Origin of the sequence: Haliea alexandrii (assembly GCF_003719295.1) — a bacterium.
Taxonomy (GTDB): domain Bacteria; phylum Pseudomonadota; class Gammaproteobacteria; order Pseudomonadales; family Halieaceae; genus Haliea; species Haliea alexandrii.
Genome location: NZ_RFLW01000002.1, coordinates 445,010 through 462,388, shown reverse-complemented (window position 1 = coordinate 462,388; position 17,379 = coordinate 445,010). Strand labels below are relative to the sequence as shown.

The 17,379-nt window shown below is 62.1% G+C and carries 17 protein-coding genes; 16 read left to right on the top strand and 1 reads right to left on the bottom strand.

Going from position 1 to position 17,379, the window contains the following annotated elements:
• Positions 1 to 27: 27 nt before the first annotated feature.
• Together EGJ68_RS10345 and EGJ68_RS10340 are read left to right on the top strand one after the other, a co-directional pair.
• Positions 28 to 483, top strand: a complete 456-nt coding sequence (locus EGJ68_RS10345) for a flavodoxin (RefSeq protein ID WP_123034463.1) — start codon at positions 28 to 30, stop codon at positions 481 to 483.
• 25 nt (positions 484 to 508) lie between these two features.
• Positions 509 to 988: a PaaI family thioesterase gene (locus EGJ68_RS10340; RefSeq protein ID WP_123034462.1), complete on the top strand. Its 480-nt coding sequence runs from the start codon at positions 509 to 511 to the stop codon at positions 986 to 988.
• Between the two features lie 9 nt (positions 989 to 997).
• On the opposite strand, the gene EGJ68_RS10335 is transcribed toward EGJ68_RS10340, so the two are convergent.
• Positions 998 to 1,885 (bottom strand): LysR family transcriptional regulator, encoded by an 888-nt coding sequence (locus EGJ68_RS10335; protein ID WP_123034461.1) that lies wholly within the window; start codon positions 1,883 to 1,885, stop codon positions 998 to 1,000.
• Between the two features lie 105 nt (positions 1,886 to 1,990).
• Here EGJ68_RS10335 and leuC point away from each other — a divergent pair, with 105 nt between their 5' ends.
• The 14 genes from leuC (at position 1,991) to purF (ending at position 17,373) form a co-directional block, all read left to right on the top strand.
• Positions 1,991 to 3,424, top strand: coding sequence for a 3-isopropylmalate dehydratase large subunit (leuC, locus tag EGJ68_RS10330; protein ID WP_123034855.1), 1,434 nt, complete (start codon positions 1,991 to 1,993; stop codon positions 3,422 to 3,424).
• On the top strand, positions 3,421 to 4,080 hold the full coding sequence (leuD, locus tag EGJ68_RS10325) for a 3-isopropylmalate dehydratase small subunit (RefSeq protein WP_123034460.1): 660 nt from the start codon (positions 3,421 to 3,423) through the stop codon (positions 4,078 to 4,080). The genes leuC and leuD overlap by 4 nt, the downstream gene beginning before the upstream one ends.
• Before the next feature lies 1 nt (position 4,081).
• Positions 4,082 to 5,161 (top strand): 3-isopropylmalate dehydrogenase, encoded by a 1,080-nt coding sequence (gene leuB, locus EGJ68_RS10320; RefSeq protein ID WP_123034459.1) that lies wholly within the window; start codon positions 4,082 to 4,084, stop codon positions 5,159 to 5,161.
• A gap of 27 nt (positions 5,162 to 5,188) precedes the next feature.
• Positions 5,189 to 6,214, top strand: a complete 1,026-nt coding sequence (locus EGJ68_RS10315) for an aspartate-semialdehyde dehydrogenase (RefSeq protein ID WP_123034458.1) — start codon at positions 5,189 to 5,191, stop codon at positions 6,212 to 6,214.
• Positions 6,215 to 6,323: 109 nt separating this feature from the next.
• A complete protein-coding gene (locus tag EGJ68_RS10310) occupies positions 6,324 to 8,693 on the top strand; it encodes a FimV/HubP family polar landmark protein (RefSeq protein ID WP_123034457.1) in 2,370 nt (789 codons plus the stop codon).
• Positions 8,686 to 9,531, top strand: coding sequence for a tRNA pseudouridine(38-40) synthase TruA (truA, locus tag EGJ68_RS10305; protein ID WP_332888879.1), 846 nt, complete (start codon positions 8,686 to 8,688; stop codon positions 9,529 to 9,531). Before EGJ68_RS10310 ends, truA begins: the two co-directional genes overlap by 8 nt.
• 64 nt (positions 9,532 to 9,595) lie before the next feature.
• Positions 9,596 to 10,213, top strand: coding sequence for a phosphoribosylanthranilate isomerase (locus EGJ68_RS10300; RefSeq protein WP_123034455.1), 618 nt, complete (start codon positions 9,596 to 9,598; stop codon positions 10,211 to 10,213).
• A gap of 23 nt (positions 10,214 to 10,236) precedes the next feature.
• Positions 10,237 to 11,457, top strand: coding sequence for a tryptophan synthase subunit beta (gene trpB, locus EGJ68_RS10295; RefSeq protein WP_123034454.1), 1,221 nt, complete (start codon positions 10,237 to 10,239; stop codon positions 11,455 to 11,457).
• Positions 11,458 to 11,484: 27 nt separating this feature from the next.
• On the top strand, positions 11,485 to 12,306 hold the full coding sequence (gene trpA / locus EGJ68_RS10290) for a tryptophan synthase subunit alpha (protein WP_123034453.1): 822 nt from the start codon (positions 11,485 to 11,487) through the stop codon (positions 12,304 to 12,306).
• Between the two features lie 46 nt (positions 12,307 to 12,352).
• Entirely contained in the window at positions 12,353 to 13,294 is a 942-nt protein-coding gene (accD, locus tag EGJ68_RS10285; protein WP_123034452.1) for an acetyl-CoA carboxylase, carboxyltransferase subunit beta, read from the top strand.
• Positions 13,287 to 14,567, top strand: coding sequence for a bifunctional tetrahydrofolate synthase/dihydrofolate synthase (gene folC / locus EGJ68_RS10280; RefSeq protein WP_158283603.1), 1,281 nt, complete (start codon positions 13,287 to 13,289; stop codon positions 14,565 to 14,567). The genes accD and folC overlap by 8 nt, the downstream gene beginning before the upstream one ends.
• Before the next feature lie 3 nt (positions 14,568 to 14,570).
• The gene (locus EGJ68_RS10275; RefSeq protein ID WP_123034450.1) at positions 14,571 to 15,230 is read left to right on the top strand and encodes an SPOR domain-containing protein; all 660 of its coding nucleotides are present in this window, start codon (positions 14,571 to 14,573) and stop codon (positions 15,228 to 15,230) included.
• 82 nt (positions 15,231 to 15,312) lie between these two features.
• Positions 15,313 to 15,831: a CvpA family protein gene (locus EGJ68_RS10270; protein ID WP_233248763.1), complete on the top strand. Its 519-nt coding sequence runs from the start codon at positions 15,313 to 15,315 to the stop codon at positions 15,829 to 15,831.
• Positions 15,832 to 15,849: 18 nt separating this feature from the next.
• Positions 15,850 to 17,373, top strand: a complete 1,524-nt coding sequence (gene purF / locus EGJ68_RS10265) for an amidophosphoribosyltransferase (RefSeq protein ID WP_123034448.1) — start codon at positions 15,850 to 15,852, stop codon at positions 17,371 to 17,373.
• The last annotated feature ends 6 nt before the right edge of the window (positions 17,374 to 17,379 follow it).

The following is a 17,379-nucleotide window of genomic DNA, read 5'->3' as shown; positions in this document are numbered from 1 at the left end:
TTGAGTGGATGTGCGGTGGAGGTGCATGTGTACAAAGTCTTGATTGTGTATCACAGCCAGAGCGGAGCCAGCGCCCGGCTCGCGGCAGCGGCTCGCGCCGGCGCGGAAGGCGCGGGTGGCATCGAAGTCGCGTTGTGCAGAGCCTGGGACGCCGGCGCCAGTGAGGTGCTGGCCGCTGACGGTTTGTTATTGGTGGCGGCAGAAAACTCGGGCACCCTCAGTGGCGGTATGAAGGACTTTCTCGACCGCACCTTTTATCCGGTGGGGGAGCAGGGCAAGGTGTTGCCCTGCGCCTTGTTGCTGAGTGCGGGCAACGATGGCCGGGGCGCTCGCCAGCAGGCGCAGCGGATACTGTCGGGTTACCCGATGCGCGAGGCGCTGGAGCCCTTGATATGCCGCGGTCCGGTGACCGACCGACTGGAAGCGCTGGCGCGGGAGTTCGGCGAAGGCTTTGCCGCCGGTTTGGAGATGGGAATATTTTGACGATGAGCGTGGTGGGAGAACAGGGATGACACTGGAAAATGGGAGCAGCGCCCAGATACCCGAGGGCTTTACGCGGCTGCCTGAGGGCCTGGGTTACACGGATACACTGCAGCCCTGTTATCGACGTATCAGTGACGCCGGCGTAAGCTTCGGTCTGGTCGTGGAGCAGCAGCACTGCAACGTGATGGGTATCTGTCACGGCGGCGTGCTGTCAACGCTGGCAGATATCGCTGCAGCCACCGGGGTGAATCATGCGTCCGGTCGCAGCGCGGGAAGCCCGACCATTAACCTTGCGCTGGATTTTGTCAGCGCGGGTAAACTCGGTCACTGGCTACAGGCCGATGTGCTGCAGGTCGACGTCAAACGGCGCTTCGGCTTCAGCAGTGGCCTGATCAGTGGCCCCGGTGGGGTCGTGGCACGCTTCAACGGGACTTTTTACCTGCCTGAACATGAGGGTATCTGGAAGCGCCCGGCGCCCGCTGACGGCTTGTTGCCTGCGGAATGATTCGCGCAGTCAAGCACGTGCGTCCCCGTCGCAGCCCTCCAGGATGGAGATAAAGGCCTGCGCCGCGCGCGAGAGGCTGCGCCCGCGGTGATAGACCAGACCCAGGGTGCGCTCCAGCGCAATCCCCTGCACCGGCAGAACGTGTAGTTCATCGCTCAGCATGGTCGCGGGCAGGACTGTCCACCCCAGCCCTACCGCGGCCATCATGCGAATGGTTTCGAGGTAGTTGGTCGCCATGGACACCCTGAGTGCAAGACGGTGCTCGGCAAACAGGCGTTTCACGATCTGCCCCGTATAGGTGTTGAGACCGGGCAGGATGGCCGGGTGCAGGGCCAGGTCGGACAGGCTGCAGTGCTTTGGGTCACTGGCCAGAGGGTGATCGGCAGCACACATGAACACCAGTGGATCGCGCCAGACCGGTCGCGCCACCACGCTGTCGTCGACCTCGGGCGCCAGGGTCACCACCGCGAGCTCCGAGCGGCCCTGCATGATGAGGTCGTAGGCCTGTTCAGAGTCTGTGAATTCAATGTCGATGTGGGCACCCGGGTGTGCTTTGCTGAAGGCGCTGAGAACCGGCGGCAGTCGGTGCAGGCCGATATGGTGGCTGGTCGCCAGGCGCAGCTCACCTGCCACCTCGCCCGACAGGTCGCGCACCGCACGCTCGGCGCCCAGCAGTTGCTGCGTGATAGCCCTCGCATGAGGCAGCAGTGCCTGGCCGGCTTCCGTCAACGAGGTGTGTCGACCAATGCGGTCAAACAGGGCGCTGCCCAGGCCTTGCTCCAGCAAGGCGATGCGCTTGCTGACAGCAGGCTGGGTCAGGTGCAGGCGCTCGGCTGCCAGGGAAAACGACCCTTCCTCGGCAACCAGCAGAAAAGCCTGGAGGTTCTGCAAATCCATTTGAATTCCTTTTAGGAATGCTGTGGATAAAAATAATAAATTTGAGTAATCGCTCAGTCAACCTTATGCTTGTCGCCTCAAATTGATTTTTTTGTGGGGGCGGGCATGGCCGGGCTGACACTGTACGACAAACTCTGGCGCAATCATCTGGTAGAGCAGCGCGAGGACGGCTCTGCCCTGATCTATATTGATCGTCACCTCATTCATGAAGTGACCTCACCGCAGGCCTTTGAAGGGCTGCGCCTCGCCGGGCGCAAGCCCTGGCGGCTGGATGCCAACCTCGCGGTGCCGGATCACAATGTGCCGACCTCACGGGAGGAGCGTGCCGGCGGTATTGCCGGTATTCGCGACCAGGTGTCGCGTTTGCAGGTGCAGACACTTGACGACAACTGCCGCGACTTTGACATCGTAGAGATACCCATCAACGACGTGCGCCAGGGCATTGTGCATGTGGTGGGACCGGAGCAGGGCGCAACCTTGCCGGGCATGACAATCGTGTGCGGCGACTCGCATACCTCTACCCACGGTGCGCTGGGGGCCCTGGCGCACGGCATCGGTACCTCGGAAGTCGAGCACGTGCTCGCCACACAGTGCCTGATTCAGCAGAAGATGAAAAACCTGCTGGTACGTGTCGACGGTGCGTTGCCGGCGGGCGTGACCGCCAAGGATGTCGCGCTGGCGATTATCGGTCGCATTGGTACGGCAGGCGGCACCGGCTACGCCATCGAGTTCGCCGGCGAAGTGATTCGCGGCCTCAGCATGGAAGGCCGCATGACGCTGTGCAACATGTCTATCGAGGCGGGCGCCCGCATGGGCATGATCGCCGTGGACCAGACCACGCTCGACTACGTGAAGGGCCGGACCTACGCCCCCAGCGGCGCGCTCTGGGATGCCGCGCAGGCCGCCTGGGCTGACCTGCACAGCGATGCCGACGCGGTGTTCGATAAAGTGGTGACACTGCGCGGCGACGACATTGTGCCGCAAGTGACCTGGGGCAACTCACCGGAGATGGTGCTGCCAGTCGATGGCCATGTGCCGGACCCGCACGGCATGGACAACTCGACACAGCGCAGCGCCGCACAGCGCGCCATTGAGTACATGGGTCTGACGCCGGGCATGGCGATTACTGATATCCATCTCGATCGCGTGTTTATTGGCTCCTGTACCAACTCGCGGATTGAAGACCTGCGCGCGGCGGCCGCGGTGGTGCGCGGGCGGCAGGTGGCGTCCAGCATCAAGCAGGCCCTGGTTGTGCCCGGCTCCGGCCAGGTGAAGGCGCAGGCCGAAGCGGAAGGGCTGCACGAGATATTTCTCGCGGCGGGCATGGAGTGGCGCGAGCCGGGTTGCTCGATGTGCCTGGCGATGAATGCTGACAAACTGGGGGCGGGAGAACACTGCGCCTCTACCTCTAACCGCAATTTTGAGGGGCGCCAGGGGATTGGCGGGCGCACGCACCTGGTCAGTCCGGCGATGGCGGCGGCCGCCGCGATCGCCGGGCATTTCGTTGACGTTCGCACCTTGCAGGAGTCCACACAATGAAAAGTTTCACCGTGCTGGAGGGGCTCGTCGCGCCAATGGATCGCGCCAATGTCGATACCGACATGATCATCCCCAAGCAGTTTCTCAAGTCGATCAAGCGCAGCGGTTTCGGGCCCAACCTGTTTGACGAAATGCGCTACCTCGATGAGGGGCAGCCGGGAGAGGATTGCAGCAAACGGCCACTGAATCCTGATTTCCCCCTGAACCAGCCCCGCTATCACGGCGCGACAGTGCTGTTGGCGCGGGAAAACTTCGGCTGTGGCTCCAGCCGCGAGCACGCGCCCTGGGCGCTTGAGGATTACGGCTTTCGGTGCATTATTGCCCCCAGCTTTGCCGACATCTTCTACAACAACTGTTTCAAGAACGGCATTCTCCCGGTGGTCTTGCCCGCTGCAACGGTTGAGCAGCTGTTCACGGCGCTGTATGCACAAGAGGGGTATCGCCTGGAGATCGACCTGGCTGCACAGGAGGTGCGCACGCCCGCGGGCGAAGTGCTGGGTTTTGAGGTAGATGTAGCGCGCAAGCAGTGCCTGCTGAAGGGGCTGGACGACATCGGCGTGACGCTGGAGAGCGCTGCGCGTATTCATACGTTTGAGAATCAGTGGCGGGAGCAGTCCCCCTGGTTGTTCAATGTGATTGGTAAAGGGCAGGGCTGAGATGAGTAAGCGTATTCTGGTTTTACCCGGCGATTACATCGGTCCGGAAATCATGGCTGAGGCGGTGCAGGTGCTGGAGACGGTAAACCAGCGCTATCAGCTCGGGCTGTCGCTGGAACACGGCCTGCTCGGTGGCGCCGCCATTGATGCGCACGGCGTGCCGTTGCCGGATGCCACGTTGCAGGCGGCGCGGGACGCCGATGCGATTCTGCTCGGCGCTGTAGGCGGCCCCAAGTGGGACGCCGTTGAACGGCATTTGCGCCCGGAGCGTGGGCTGCTCGGTTTGCGTTCGCAGCTGGGGCTCTTCGGTAACCTGCGTCCCGCCATTCTCTACCCGCAGCTGGCCGAGGCCTCCAGCCTTAAGGCAGAGGTGGTTGCCGGTCTGGATATACTGATTGTCCGGGAACTCACCGGCGGCATTTACTTCGGTGAGCCCCGCGGCATTCGTACCCTGGAGAATGGCGAGCGACAGGGCTTCAATACGTATGTCTACAGTGAGTCCGAAATCCGCCGCATTGGCCATCTGGCGTTCGGGCTGGCGCGGCAGCGCGACCGGCGCGTGTGCTCGGTGGACAAGAGCAACGTGCTTGAAGTGACTGTGCTCTGGCGTGAAGTGATGGAGGAGGTCGCTCGCGAATACCCTGATGTCGAACTCAGCCACATGTATGTCGACAACGCGGCGATGCAGCTGGTGCGAGCGCCGAAGCAGTTTGATGTTATGGTAACCGGCAACATGTTCGGCGATATCCTGTCCGACGCGGCGGCCATGCTCACCGGATCGATCGGCATGCTGCCCTCCGCGTCGCTGGATAAAGACGGGCGCGGCATGTACGAACCCTGCCACGGTTCCGCACCGGATATCGCAGGGCAGGGCAAGGCGAATCCGTTGGCCACGATCCTCTCGGTCGCCATGATGCTGCGCTACACTCTTGACGAGGCCGAGGCTGCGGAGGCCATCGAGCGGGCGGTGAGCAGCGTGTTGGACCAGGGCCTGCGCACACCCGACATCGCCGCTGCGGGTCAGCCGGCGGTGTCTACCCGCGAGATGGGCGCCGCCGTGGTGGCGGCGCTTCACGGTTGAACGTTCACTTTTCGAATTGAGGTTGTTATGAGCAAGCAGTATGACGTCGCCGTTGTCGGTGCCACGGGCGCCGTAGGCGAAACCATGATGTCCATTCTTGAAGAGCGCGACTTCCCGGTACGCACCCTCTATCCGCTGGCCAGTGCGCGCTCGGCGGGCAAGACCGTGAAGTTCCGCGGCAAGTCGGTGCGAGTCACGGACCTCGCAGAGTTCGATTTCAGCCAGGCCCAGATCGGACTGTTCTCTGCGGGTGGCAGTATCTCCGAGGAATTTGCGCCGAAAGCGGCGGCTGCGGGTTGTATTGTTATCGATAACACCTCCCATTTCCGCCGTGATGCTGATATCCCGCTGATTGTGCCTGAAGTGAATCTGCCCGCACTGGCGGGTTATACCCAGCGCAATATCATTGCCAACCCCAACTGTTCGACGATCCAGATGCTGGTTGCGTTGAAGCCCATTTATGACGCCGTGGGTATTGAACGCATCAATGTGTGCACCTACCAGGCAGTTTCCGGCACCGGCAAGGAGGCGATTGAAGAGCTTGCGGGACAAACCGCGCGGCTGTTGAACGGACAGAGCATCGAGTGCGAGGTCTACCCGAAGCAAATCGCCTTTAATGTGCTGCCCCACATTGATACTTTCCAGGAGAATGGCTATACCCGGGAAGAAATGAAAATGGTCTGGGAAACGCACAAGATCTTCGGTGACGAGAGCATCCAGGTGAATCCCACCTGTGTTCGGGTACCGGTTTTTTTCGGTCATTCCGAGGCACTGCATATCGAAACACGCGACAAAATCTCTGCTGCTGACGCGCGCAAGTTACTCGAAGGCTCTCCGGGCATTACGGTGATCGACGAGCGTGCAGACGGCGGCTACCCCACAGCGGTCACCGAGTCGGCGGGCAAGGACCCGGTGTTTGTCGGCAGGATTCGCGAGGATATTTCCCATCCCCGTGGCCTCGATCTCTGGGTTGTATCAGACAACGTGCGCAAGGGCGCGGCGCTCAACAGTATCCAGATTGCCGAGGCGCTGATCCGGGGTTATATTGATTAACCCTTTGCGTTACAACAGACTTGCGGTATCTTCGGAGTCGTCATGAAAGGGCTCGAGCTGCAATAAAGATGGCTCAGGGGATGGCAGGGGAGCATAACAAGGCGTGTTTATGGCTCGAAAGAAGCGGTTGGCAGTTACACTGGCAGCCTTGGGGTGCCTGCAAGCAGGTTCTGTTTGGGCATTGGGGCTTGGCGAACTTTCGCTGAACTCGTTTCTGAATGAACCGTTGCGAGCGGAAGTCGGCTTGCTGGATGTCGGCAATCTCGATCAAGACCAGATTCGTGTTCGTCTCGCAACCGCAGACGACTTCGATCGGCTGGGCATTGATCGTGCGTACTTCCTGACGGGTATCAGTTTTGAAGTGCGCGTCGACAAAAATGGCGGCGGCGCGATTATCCTCACCTCAGAAGATCCGGTGCTTGAACCGTATCTTGATTTTATCGTCGAGGCCCGCTGGCCGTCCGGCCGTCTGTTGCGCAATTACACGGTACTGGTCGATCCGCCGGCATTTGAATCCCAGGGCGCGACGGTGTCTGCTTCACGGTTGGTGGCCGAAGCCGAAGCTGAGGCGAGTGCCGAAGTGCCGGCAGAAACTGCCGAGTCAGCGGGTGAAGGCACGCGGGTGGGCATGCGTGAATCCGACCTCGCACCCGGGGCGATGCCCGAGCGAAATTTTAGCGCGGGCACCGCGTCCGATCCGGCGCCGGGTGCCCGTTACATGATCCGTCGCGATGAGACTCTGTGGACGATTGCCCAGCGTGCGCGCCCTGAGGGTGTCACGGTGCAGCAGGCCATGCTGGAAATCCAGCGCCTGAATCCCGATGCTTTCATCGACGGCAATATCAATCGCATCAAAGCCGGTTATATTATTTATCTGCCCGACAGCAGCGACGTTGCCGGCGACGCAGATGTCGCAGCCGTGCTCGCGGAAGTGCGTCAGCAAAATGAAGACTGGCGCGCGGGTCGTGCCTCAGCGCCGGCGTCGGCCGGTCCTGCATTGCGCATCTCGGCCGGAGCCGCCAGCGAACAGGGCGACGCGGATACGCGTGCCGATGCAGTGCCTGACAGCACCTCTGCAACCGAAGTCGCCCGCGCAGCCGCGGAAGACGCGATGGCTCCGGCTACAGATGCTGCAGCCGATGCGCGCGAGCGCGCCGTATTTAGTGAGCAGCTCACACAATTGACCGATCGCCTCGATGCACTTGAGCGCATGGTTGAAGTCAAGGACGCGGAAATTGCAGCTCTGCAGCAGGCCCTCGCCGAAGCGGAAGCGACGCCGGCCAACGCTTTACCGGCCGCCGATGCCGGTGCTGACACGGTGGTGGCTCCTGTCGTTGCACCGGCGCCCGCTGCGGTCGTGCAGCCAGAGTCGCCCGCGCCGCAAGCAGGCAGCAATAGCTATTGGCTCTATGTCGCAGGTGGTGCAGTCCTCGCGCTGCTGGCGGGTGTGTTCGTGTGGCGTCGCCGACAGGAAGACGACACAGGTGAAGAAGCCGTGGCGGTAGTGCCCTCTGCGCGTGCGCCGCGCCAGAAAGAGGTCGACGCCTTCGCGGATATTCAGCTGCAGGATCATGCAGTCGAGTTTGATGAAGACGAGAGCAGCGAATCGGCGGCGGCAACGCCGCCAGAGACGCCCCCTGTGGATGCCGGGCTGCAGCGCGGTGGCCAGCGCGGCTACGGTGAGCGCAAGCACGATGAATACGCGTCCGATGTTGACGCCGGTGATGCGCTTGCGGAAGCGGATATTTATATCGCCTATGGGCGCTACGCCCAGGCCATGGACTTGTTGCGCAAAGCCACCCTGTCGGATCCCGATAACCCGGCTTACCGTCTCAAGTTGCTGGGTCTTGCCGCTGAGACGGGCGAGCGCGATCAGGCTGATCAACAGATGATGGAGTTGCAGCGAATTGGCGATGCCAACAGCATTGCCCGCGGCGAGAAGCTGCTCAGCGATGCGCGACTGTCGCCGGTTGACGAGCGCATCGATGCAGAGGATGACTTTGCCTCCTCTACACCGGGTGACGCATTCAACAACGGCGGGTTCCTGTCGGATCTCGACGAAGACTCCACACCACCGGCCACACCCGCGCGCGCGCCCGCATCCTATGCGCCTGTTGACGACCTGTCCGGTGATTTGCCGGAGCTGGAAGAGTTGAGCAGTCTGGATGGGCGCGATGCGCTTGTCCCCTCCGTGGATGAGGAGCCCGAGTTCCTCGATCTTGAAATTGAGGATGGCAGCGCTGATGAGCTCGATTTGTCGGCCGATTTCGAGAAAGCGCGCAGTGGTGGTGACAGCAGTGAAGACGATTTCGTGTTCGCCGACGACGGCGACCCGATGTCTACCAAGCTGGATCTCGCACGGGCCTACATCGACATGGGCGATGACGATGGCGCACGGCAAATTCTCGATGAAGTGATCCTCGGCGGTAGCTCGGAGCAACAGCAGGACGCGCGGGAGTTGCTCGAAAGGCTTGGCTGATTCAGGCATGGGGCAGGCGTTTTCCAGCGCGCTGCTTCCCACCGGTACGCGCATCGCCTGCCGTATAGAGTACGACGGCAGTGGTTACCACGGCTGGCAGGCACAGTTGAAGTCCAGCTCACCCACCGTGCAGGGCGCACTCGAGCGCGCCCTTGAGCAGGTGGCGGTGCAGCCCATACGTGTACACTGTGCCGGGCGCACTGATGCCGGTGTCCACGGCCACGCGCAAATCGTGCATTTCGACGCCCCCTGTACCCGCAGCGCCAAAGCCTGGGTTCTGGGTGGCAACAGCCACCTGCCGCCGGACGTGCGTATACACTGGGCACAGCCGGTGCCGGCGGACTTTCACGCGCGCTTTTCGGCGCTTGCCCGACGCTATCGCTATGTCATCGTCAACAGCGCCATTCGGCCCGCCCTGAGCAGCCGCCAGTTGACCTGGCAGCGCAAACCGCTGGATGCAGTGCGCATGCACGTCGCCGCGCAGGCACTGCTTGGCGAACAGGACTTCAGCGCTTTTCGTGCCGCGGCGTGCCAGTCGAGTACGCCGTTTCGTTGCGTGCACCATTGTTCCGTGATGCGCCGAGGGGATTTGCTGGTCATCGACATCGAGGCGAATGCATTCCTGCATCACATGGTGCGCAATATCGCCGGCAGCCTTATGGCAGTAGGCTGTGGCGATCAGCCGCCTGAGTGGATTGCCGAGCTCTTGCTCGCAGGGGACCGCACCCGTGCCGCTGAAACCGCGCCCGCGGAGGGGCTGTATCTTGTAGGCGTGCGTTACCCGGCGCAGTTCAGCTTGCCGGCAACCCCGCCGGGGCCCCTCGTGTTGCCGGGTTGAAGACACTGCGCCCCAGGGTCTGTTATCATCCGCGGCCTTCGTCAGGCAATCACCGATTCGAACTGTGGCCAGAACCCTTGTCAAGATATGCGGCATCACCCGCGTTGCGGATGCTATTGCCGCCAGTGAGGCCGGAGCCGATGCCATTGGTCTGGTGTTCTATTCGCCCAGCAAACGCTGTGTGACGCCACAGCAGGCCGCGGAGATCGTTGCCGCGTTGCCGCCGCTTGTCACGGTTGTGGCCTTGTTCGTTGATGCTGGCGCAGAGGAAATCCATAGCACTCTGCAGCGCGTACCCGTAGATTGTTTACAGTTCCACGGTGACGAGCCCCCGCAGTTTTGCGCGCAATTCGATCGCCCCTACCTGAAAGCCTTGCGCATGAGGCCGGGGATCAACGTTGACGCGATCGCGAAGGGCTATCACGGCGCACGTGGCCTGTTGCTGGACAGTTGGCAGCCCGGTGTGCCCGGCGGCACTGGGCAAACCTTTGACTGGACGAGCATACCGGCCCGGCTACCACGGCCACTTGTGCTCGCTGGCGGACTTGACGAGCACAATGTGGCCAGTGCCATTGCGGCCGTGCAGCCCGCCGCCGTGGACGTGAGCGGGGGTGTGGAGAGCGCCCCCGGTATCAAGGACGCGGCGAGAATACAGCGCTTCATCGCCGCAGTGCACAGCTGATTTTTTTTGCAGGGGAAGATGTCATGACAACGGATCTCAGTACGAAAATTTTTGCGTCGGTGCCCGACGCGGAGGGGCGTTTCGGCGTGTACGGTGGCAAATTTGTCGCCGAGACACTCATGTCGGCGCTGTCCGAGCTTGAGGCCTTGTATCGCAAGTTGGCCGATGATCCGGAATTCCAGCGCGAGCTGGATGAGGACCTCGCGCACTACGTCGGTCGACCGTCCCCGCTGTACGAAGCGCGTCGCTGGTCGGACCGCGTAGGTGGGGCCCGTATTCTGCTCAAGCGGGAAGACCTGAATCACACCGGTGCGCACAAGGTGAATAACACCGTCGGGCAGGCGCTTCTGGCCAAGCACATGGGCAAGCGGCGTGTCATCGCCGAAACCGGTGCCGGCCAGCACGGTGTCGCCACGGCCACGATCGCCGCAAGGCTGGGCCTCGAATGCCACGTCTTCATGGGCGAAGAGGATGTGCGGCGCCAGGCACTCAACGTGTACCGTATGAAGCTGCTGGGCGCCACGGTTGTGCCGGTTACCTCCGGCTCGCGCACCCTCAAGGACGCGATGAACGAGGCCATGCGTGACTGGGTGACCAACGTCGATGACACCTTCTACATCATCGGTACAGTGGCCGGCCCGCACCCGTACCCGATGCTGGTGCGGGATTTTCAGTGTGTGATCGGTCGCGAAGCGCGGGCACAGTCCCTCGCTCAAACCGGGCGTCTACCGGACGCGCTGGTGGCCTGTGTGGGCGGTGGTTCCAATGCTATCGGCTTGTTCCATCCGTTCCTCGAGGATGAGTCAGTCGCCATGTACGGTGTGGAGGCGGGCGGTCACGGCGTTGCCAGTGGTGAGCACGCCGCCCCCCTGACGGCGGGTACACCGGGTGTACTGCACGGCAATCGCACCTACCTGATGCAGGATGAGGACGGGCAGATCATGCACACGCATTCCGTGTCAGCCGGCCTCGATTACCCTGGTGTCGGCCCCGAGCATTCGTGGTTGAAAGACGTTGGTCGGGTGAACTATGTCACGGCTGATGATGCCGAGGCATTGGCGGCGTTTCACGATCTGACGCGCACCGAGGGCATTATGCCTGCGCTCGAGAGCGCACATGCGCTGGCCTATGCTGGCAGGCTCGCGGCCACCATGACGCCCGAGCAAACCATCATCGTCAACCTGTCAGGCCGTGGCGACAAGGACATACACACCGTCGCCGATATTGACGGCATGGACTTCTGAATTGCAGATGCACAAGGAGAACACCGAGTGAGCAAGATAGCCGGGCGCTTCCAGCAGCTCGCCGCCCAGGGCCGCAAGGCCCTTGTGCCCTATATCGTCGCAGGGGATCCCAACCTTGCCAGCACCGTACCGCTGATGCATGCCCTGGTTGCTGCGGGTGCCGATATCATAGAGCTGGGGGTGCCTTTTTCCGACCCCATGTCCGAGGGGCCGGTTATCCAGAAAGCCCACGAGCGTGCACTCGCCAGCGGTGCCCGCCTGCGCGATGCGCTGGCCATGGTGGCCACGTTTCGCGAACAGGATTCCGAAACCCCGGTGCTACTGATGGGTTATGCCAATCCGGTAGAGCACATGGGTTACGCGCGCTTTGCCGATCAGGCAGCCGCGGTCGGCCTCGATGGCCTGTTGACCGTGGATATCCCGCCGGAGGAAGTGGCCGGTGTCAACGCCGAGCTGCACCGCGTGGGCATGGATAATATTTTCCTGATTGCGCCCACAACGCCGAAAGCGCGCATCGAGTCGATCGTCAATCAGGCCAGCGGCTTCATTTATTATGTTGCCCTGAAAGGGGTTACCGGCGCCGGCAACCTGGATGCAGAGGACGTGGCGCGGCACCTCGCACATATTCGCGAAGCCACCACACTGCCACTGGCTGTCGGCTTCGGCATCAAGGATGCCGAGTCCGCGCGTCGTGTGGGCGCCACCGCAGATGGCGTGGTGGTGGGCAGTGCGCTGGTCGATGTCATTGCGCAGGCCGCCGCCGGGGGTGCCAGTCAGGAAGATCTGCTGCGCGTGGCGGCAGAGCTGGTGGCGAGCATCCGCAGCGGATTGGACAGCATCGCTTCCTAGAAGGTGCTGCCGGCGGCTATAATGGTGCCACCAAACGGGGGATACCATGAGCTGGATTGACAAGATACTGCCTTCCGGAGTGCGCAAAGAAGAGGGCGCTCGCCGCTCCAGCGTGCCCGAAGGATTGTGGAAAAAGTGCGTCAAGTGCGATGCCGTGCTGTATCGGCCTGACGTCGAGCGCAATGATGACGTCTGTCCAAAGTGCGATCACCACATGCGTATCGGCGCTCGCCGTCGCCTGGATATTTTCCTTGACCGCGAGGGTCGCGAGGAAATCCTCACGGATATCGAGCCTGTCGACCGACTGAAATTCCGTGACAAGAAACGCTATCGCGATCGCCTCTCGGCCGCACAGAAAGCGACCGGGGAGAAGGACGCCTTGATCGCCATGCGCGGTACCCTGCAGGGTATGCCACTGGTGACCGTCGCCTTCGAATTTGCGTTTCACGGTGGCTCCATGGGGTATGCCGTCGGCGAAAAATTTACGCGAGCAGCCCAGCTCGCGCTTGGCGAGGGTATTCCTCTGGTGTGTTTTTCGGCCTCGGGCGGCGCACGTATGCAAGAAGCGCTTATCTCGCTGATGCAGATGGCGAAAACCAGCGCAGTGATTGAGCGCATGAAAGTAGCCGGTGTCCCCTATGTCTCTGTAATGACCGACCCCATCTATGGTGGCGTATCTGCTTCTCTCGCCCTGCTGGGCGACATCAATGTCGCCGAGCCGGACGCGCGTGCCGGGTTCGCCGGCCCCAATATCATCGAGCAGACGATTCGTCAGAAGCTGCCAAAAGGCTTCCAGCGCAGTGAGTTCCTGCTCGCGCACGGCGCTATCGACATGATCGTGCACCGCAACGACATGCGCGACACCCTGGCGCGATTGCTCGGCAAGTTCACCGGGCAGGTGCCGGTGGTGCCCGAGGACACCGAAGACGATGCCAGCAGCGCGGACGCCACTGGCTCGGTCGAGAGTATCGATCATACGGATGACTGAGCCTTCGCTGGCCGACTGGCTGGCGCGTCTGGAAGCGCTGCATCCCCGGGAAATCGAGTTGGGCCTGGACCGGGTTGCGTCGGTCGCAGCCCGTCTGCACCTGTTGGCGCCATCCGCACCGGTGATCACGGTCGCGGGAACCAATGGCAAGGGCTCCGTTGTGGGGGCGCTGGAGGCGCTCTTGACGCACAAAGGGCTCTGCGTCGGCGTTTACACGTCACCGCATCTGCTGTGCTTCAACGAGCGGATACGGATAGGCTCGCGGAACGTGGACGACACGGATATCATCGCCGCATTCGAGGCGATTGATGCCGCCCGGGGCGATGTTTCCCTGACCTATTTCGAGTTTGCGACACTCGCCGGACTTTTCCTCTTCAAGCGGCGCGCTGTGGATGTCGTGGTGCTGGAGGTGGGCCTGGGTGGGCGTCTGGACGCGGTCAACATCATTGATCCCAGCGTGGCGGTGATCACAAGTATTGCTCTGGATCATCAGGATTGGCTGGGCGACAGCCTGGACGCGATCGCGCGCGAGAAAGCCGGCATTCTGCGCCCGGCAATTCCTGCCGTTATCGCCTGTAATGCGCCGCCTGCTGGATTAACGGCAGCGGTGGCGGCGAGCGGAGCGCGGGCGCATTGGCTGGGTGAGGCATTCGGCGTAGAGTCCGCTGCGGGGGGCGGGGCAGGATGGTTGGCCAGTGCCGGCGGTAAGCAGCGCCGTTTGCCGGTGATACATAACCCGGCGCTGCTCGCACAGAACCTGTGCGCAGCGCTGCAGGCACTCGAATGCCTGGGCATGCCGGCTTCCGATACGGAGCTCCTTGAGGTGTTACCTGCACTGCAATTGCCGGGGCGGCGCCAGCAAGTCACGGTGGGCGGTGTACGCGTGCTGCTCGATGTGGCGCACAACCCTGCTGCAGTGGCCAGGCTGGTTGAATTCCTTGAGACAGAACCCTGCGGGCAGAAGACGATTGCGGTATTTTCTGCCATGGCCGACAAGGATATCGCGGCGATGCTGGAACTCGTCAAGCGTCACGTTGATGGCTGGTTTCTGGCCGATCAACCGGGTAATGCGCGTGCCGCTTCTGCCGCTTCGATCGCGGCGCAATTGCGGGACGTGGGGGTGGGTATGATCAGTGTCAGTCGCAACCTGCGTCAGGCGTTGGCACGCGCGCGCAGCGTAGCAGCCCCTGGCGACCGGCTGCTGGTATTCGGCTCCTTTCACACGGTTGCGGCGGCTCTCACCTGGCTGTCGCGGGAACAGGAAAAGGCGTAAGCAGTGAACGATATTCTCAAGCAACGACTCGTCGGTGCGCTCATACTGGTCGCGCTCGGGGTGATTTTCTGGCCGATCATTTTTGTCGAGCCACCGTCGGACGGCAACATCGAGAACTTGCGCATTCCTCCGCGACCGGACGTAGATACCACGCCGATTGCCGCACCGGATGCCGACAGCCTGCGAGGCTCGCCGGATGCATCCCTGGACCTGTCGGAGGATAGCGAGCCGCTCGTGGATGATGATCTGGGCTGGTCGGAGCCCCCCGCGGTGGCTGCTACGCCGGAGACGGAGGGCGGCGGCGTTGAGGCAGCGCGCGAGGCCGTCAGCGAGGAGGCCGATGCCGGGCGAGCGTCGCCGCCAGAGCCGGGAGAGACACGGCAGGAGGCCCCGGAACAGCCCCTACTGGATGCTCAGGGCGTACCCATCGCCTGGATGCTGCAGGTCGCCAGTGTGAGTAGCCAGGACAAGGCGGAAGCCCTGCGGCAGCGCCTGGAAGCGATGGGTGAAAAGGCGTGGGTCGACCCGGTCAGCGTGGGTGGCCGCACGATGTATCGGGTCAATGTCGGCCCCAAATTCGAACGCGCCCGGCTCGACGCCCTGCGCCCGGAGGTAGACACCGAGTTTGGCGTCAAGTCTTTGGTGCGGCGGTATTTACCCTGATGAAGGGCCCGGTGACCTTTGGTGTTGCGCGCCAAGCTGGTAGACTTCCGGCCCCGCGAGCTCGGCAATGGCAGGCGGCACTGTGCTGAATATTGATGCGTTGACCTGGGTGGATTGGGCGATTTTTGCGATAGTGGCCCTGTCCACGCTGCTTAGTTTGCTGCGCGGTTTTACCCGGGAAGCGCTCTCCCTGGCGGGTTGGATAGCAGCATTTGTCCTCGCCTATGTGTTTGCAGGCGATCTGGCTTCACGCCTCACCGGCCTCATCAGTAACCTTACGGCGCGCTACATTGCGGCGTGGCTGTTGATCCTGGTTGGCGTTCTCCTGTGTACAGGGCTGATCGGCCTGCTGCTGGCCCAGCTGGTGAGGGTGACGGGATTGGGTACACTCGATCGTCTGCTGGGTACCATTTTTGGTTTTGCCCGCGGCGTGATCATCGTGCTGGTACTGGTGTTTCTCGTGCGCGAGTTGCTGCCACCGCGCGACCAGATGTGGCTGCATCAGGCCTATTTGATGCCGCAGGTCGATGCGCTGCTGGATTGGTCCATGCAGCGACTCGGCGAGTTCAACGCCGGGCGGCTGCCGGCGGTCAGTGTCTGACAAAGAGGAATACGCAGTATGTGTGGGCTGGTAGGACTGGTTGGCAAGGGTAATGTTGCTCCCGATATCTATGATGCTCTGACGGTGTTACAGCACCGGGGACAGGATGCCGCCGGCATAATGACCTGTTACGGCGGGCGCTTTACACAACGCAAGAGCGAGGGCCTCGTACGCGATGTGTTCCGACAGGACCACATGCAGCGACTCAAGGGTCCCATGGGGATCGGCCATGTGCGCTACCCCACGGCGGGCAGCTCGGGTACGGCGCTGGCGCAGCCGTTCTACGTCAACTCACCCTATGGCATCGCGCTGGCGCACAACGGCAATCTGACCAATTCGGAACAGCTTACACGCGAGCTGTTCCAGGACGACCTGCGCCATCTGAACACAGACTCCGACTCGGAAGTCCTGTTGAACGTGTTCGCGCACGAATTGCAGACTCTGGGCAAGCTCAGCCCGACAGCGGACGATGTATTTCAGGCGGTCATGGCCGTGCATCGCCGTTGCCGCGGTGGTTACGCGGCGGTGGCCTTGATTGTCGACTACGGCGTGGTGGGGTTTCGCGACCCGCTGGGTATTCGTCCGCTGGTGATCGGCGTGCGTAAAACCGACACGGGGGACGAGTATATGCTGGCCTCTGAAAGTGTCGCCCTGGATGTGCTGGGTTTCAGCATGCTGGGTGATGTCGCACCGGGAGAGGCGGTTTTCATTGACAGCCGCGGTGCCATGCACCGGCGCCAGTGTGCACAGAACCCGGAGCTGCGGCCGTGTATATTCGAGCATGTGTATTTCGCGCGTCCGGATTCGCTCATGGATGGCATTTCGGTGTACAAGACCCGCATGCGCCAGGGCGAGGCGCTGGCACGGAAGGTGTTGCGCGAACGGCCCGGGCACGACATTGACGTGGTAATCCCGATTCCCGACACCAGCCGCATTGCCGGTCAGTCGCTGGCCTCCGAGCTGGGCATCAAGTTTCGCGAAGGCTTCATGAAGAACCGCTACATCGGGCGTACATTTATCATGCCCGGGCAAAGCCAGCGCAAAAAGTCGGTGCGCCAGAAGCTCAATCCGGTACCACTGGAATTTGAAGGCAAGAACGTCATGCTCGTGGACGACTCCATTGTGCGCGGCACTACCTGCCGCCAGATCATCCAGATGGCCCGCGACGCGGGGGCCGCCAAGGTCTACTTCGCCTCTGCGGCACCGCCGGTACGCTATCCCAATGTCTATGGTATTGATATGCCGTCGGCCACAGAGCTGATTGCCCACGGGCGCACTGTCGACGAGGTGTGCACACTCATCGGCGCCGACTGGCTGGTGTATCAGGATCTTGAGGATCTGGTGAACTGCTCCCGTGAAGGCAACAAGGGCACACTGGGCTTTGATTGTTCAGTGTTCAATGGCGATTATCCCACCGGGGATGTGGATCAGGCCTATCTTGAACGTATCGAGGCACTGCGCAACGACGATGCCCAGAGCCTTAGCCGTGCCCGGGTGCTCGCCGAGGGCACCGTGGTGGGCATTCACAATGACGTCAGCTGAGGCAGC

Excerpts from the sequence above, each read along its gene's own strand:
- EGJ68_RS10310 (WP_123034457.1), top strand. The coding sequence starts at position 6,324 with ATGGCTCGAAAGAAGCGGTTGGCAGTTACACTGGCAGCCTTGGGGTGC.
- EGJ68_RS10335 (WP_123034461.1), bottom strand. The coding sequence starts at position 1,885 with ATGGATTTGCAGAACCTCCAGGCTTTTCTGCTGGTTGCCGAGGAAGGG.
- leuC (WP_123034855.1), top strand. The coding sequence starts at position 1,991 with ATGGCCGGGCTGACACTGTACGACAAACTCTGGCGCAATCATCTGGTA.
- trpB (WP_123034454.1), top strand. The coding sequence starts at position 10,237 with ATGACAACGGATCTCAGTACGAAAATTTTTGCGTCGGTGCCCGACGCG.
- folC (WP_158283603.1), top strand. The coding sequence starts at position 13,287 with ATGACTGAGCCTTCGCTGGCCGACTGGCTGGCGCGTCTGGAAGCGCTG.
- EGJ68_RS10340 (WP_123034462.1), top strand. The coding sequence starts at position 509 with ATGACACTGGAAAATGGGAGCAGCGCCCAGATACCCGAGGGCTTTACG.
- leuB (WP_123034459.1), top strand. The coding sequence starts at position 4,082 with ATGAGTAAGCGTATTCTGGTTTTACCCGGCGATTACATCGGTCCGGAA.
- purF (WP_123034448.1), top strand. The coding sequence starts at position 15,850 with ATGTGTGGGCTGGTAGGACTGGTTGGCAAGGGTAATGTTGCTCCCGAT.
- leuD (WP_123034460.1), top strand. The coding sequence starts at position 3,421 with ATGAAAAGTTTCACCGTGCTGGAGGGGCTCGTCGCGCCAATGGATCGC.
- EGJ68_RS10315 (WP_123034458.1), top strand. The coding sequence starts at position 5,189 with ATGAGCAAGCAGTATGACGTCGCCGTTGTCGGTGCCACGGGCGCCGTA.
- accD (WP_123034452.1), top strand. The coding sequence starts at position 12,353 with ATGAGCTGGATTGACAAGATACTGCCTTCCGGAGTGCGCAAAGAAGAG.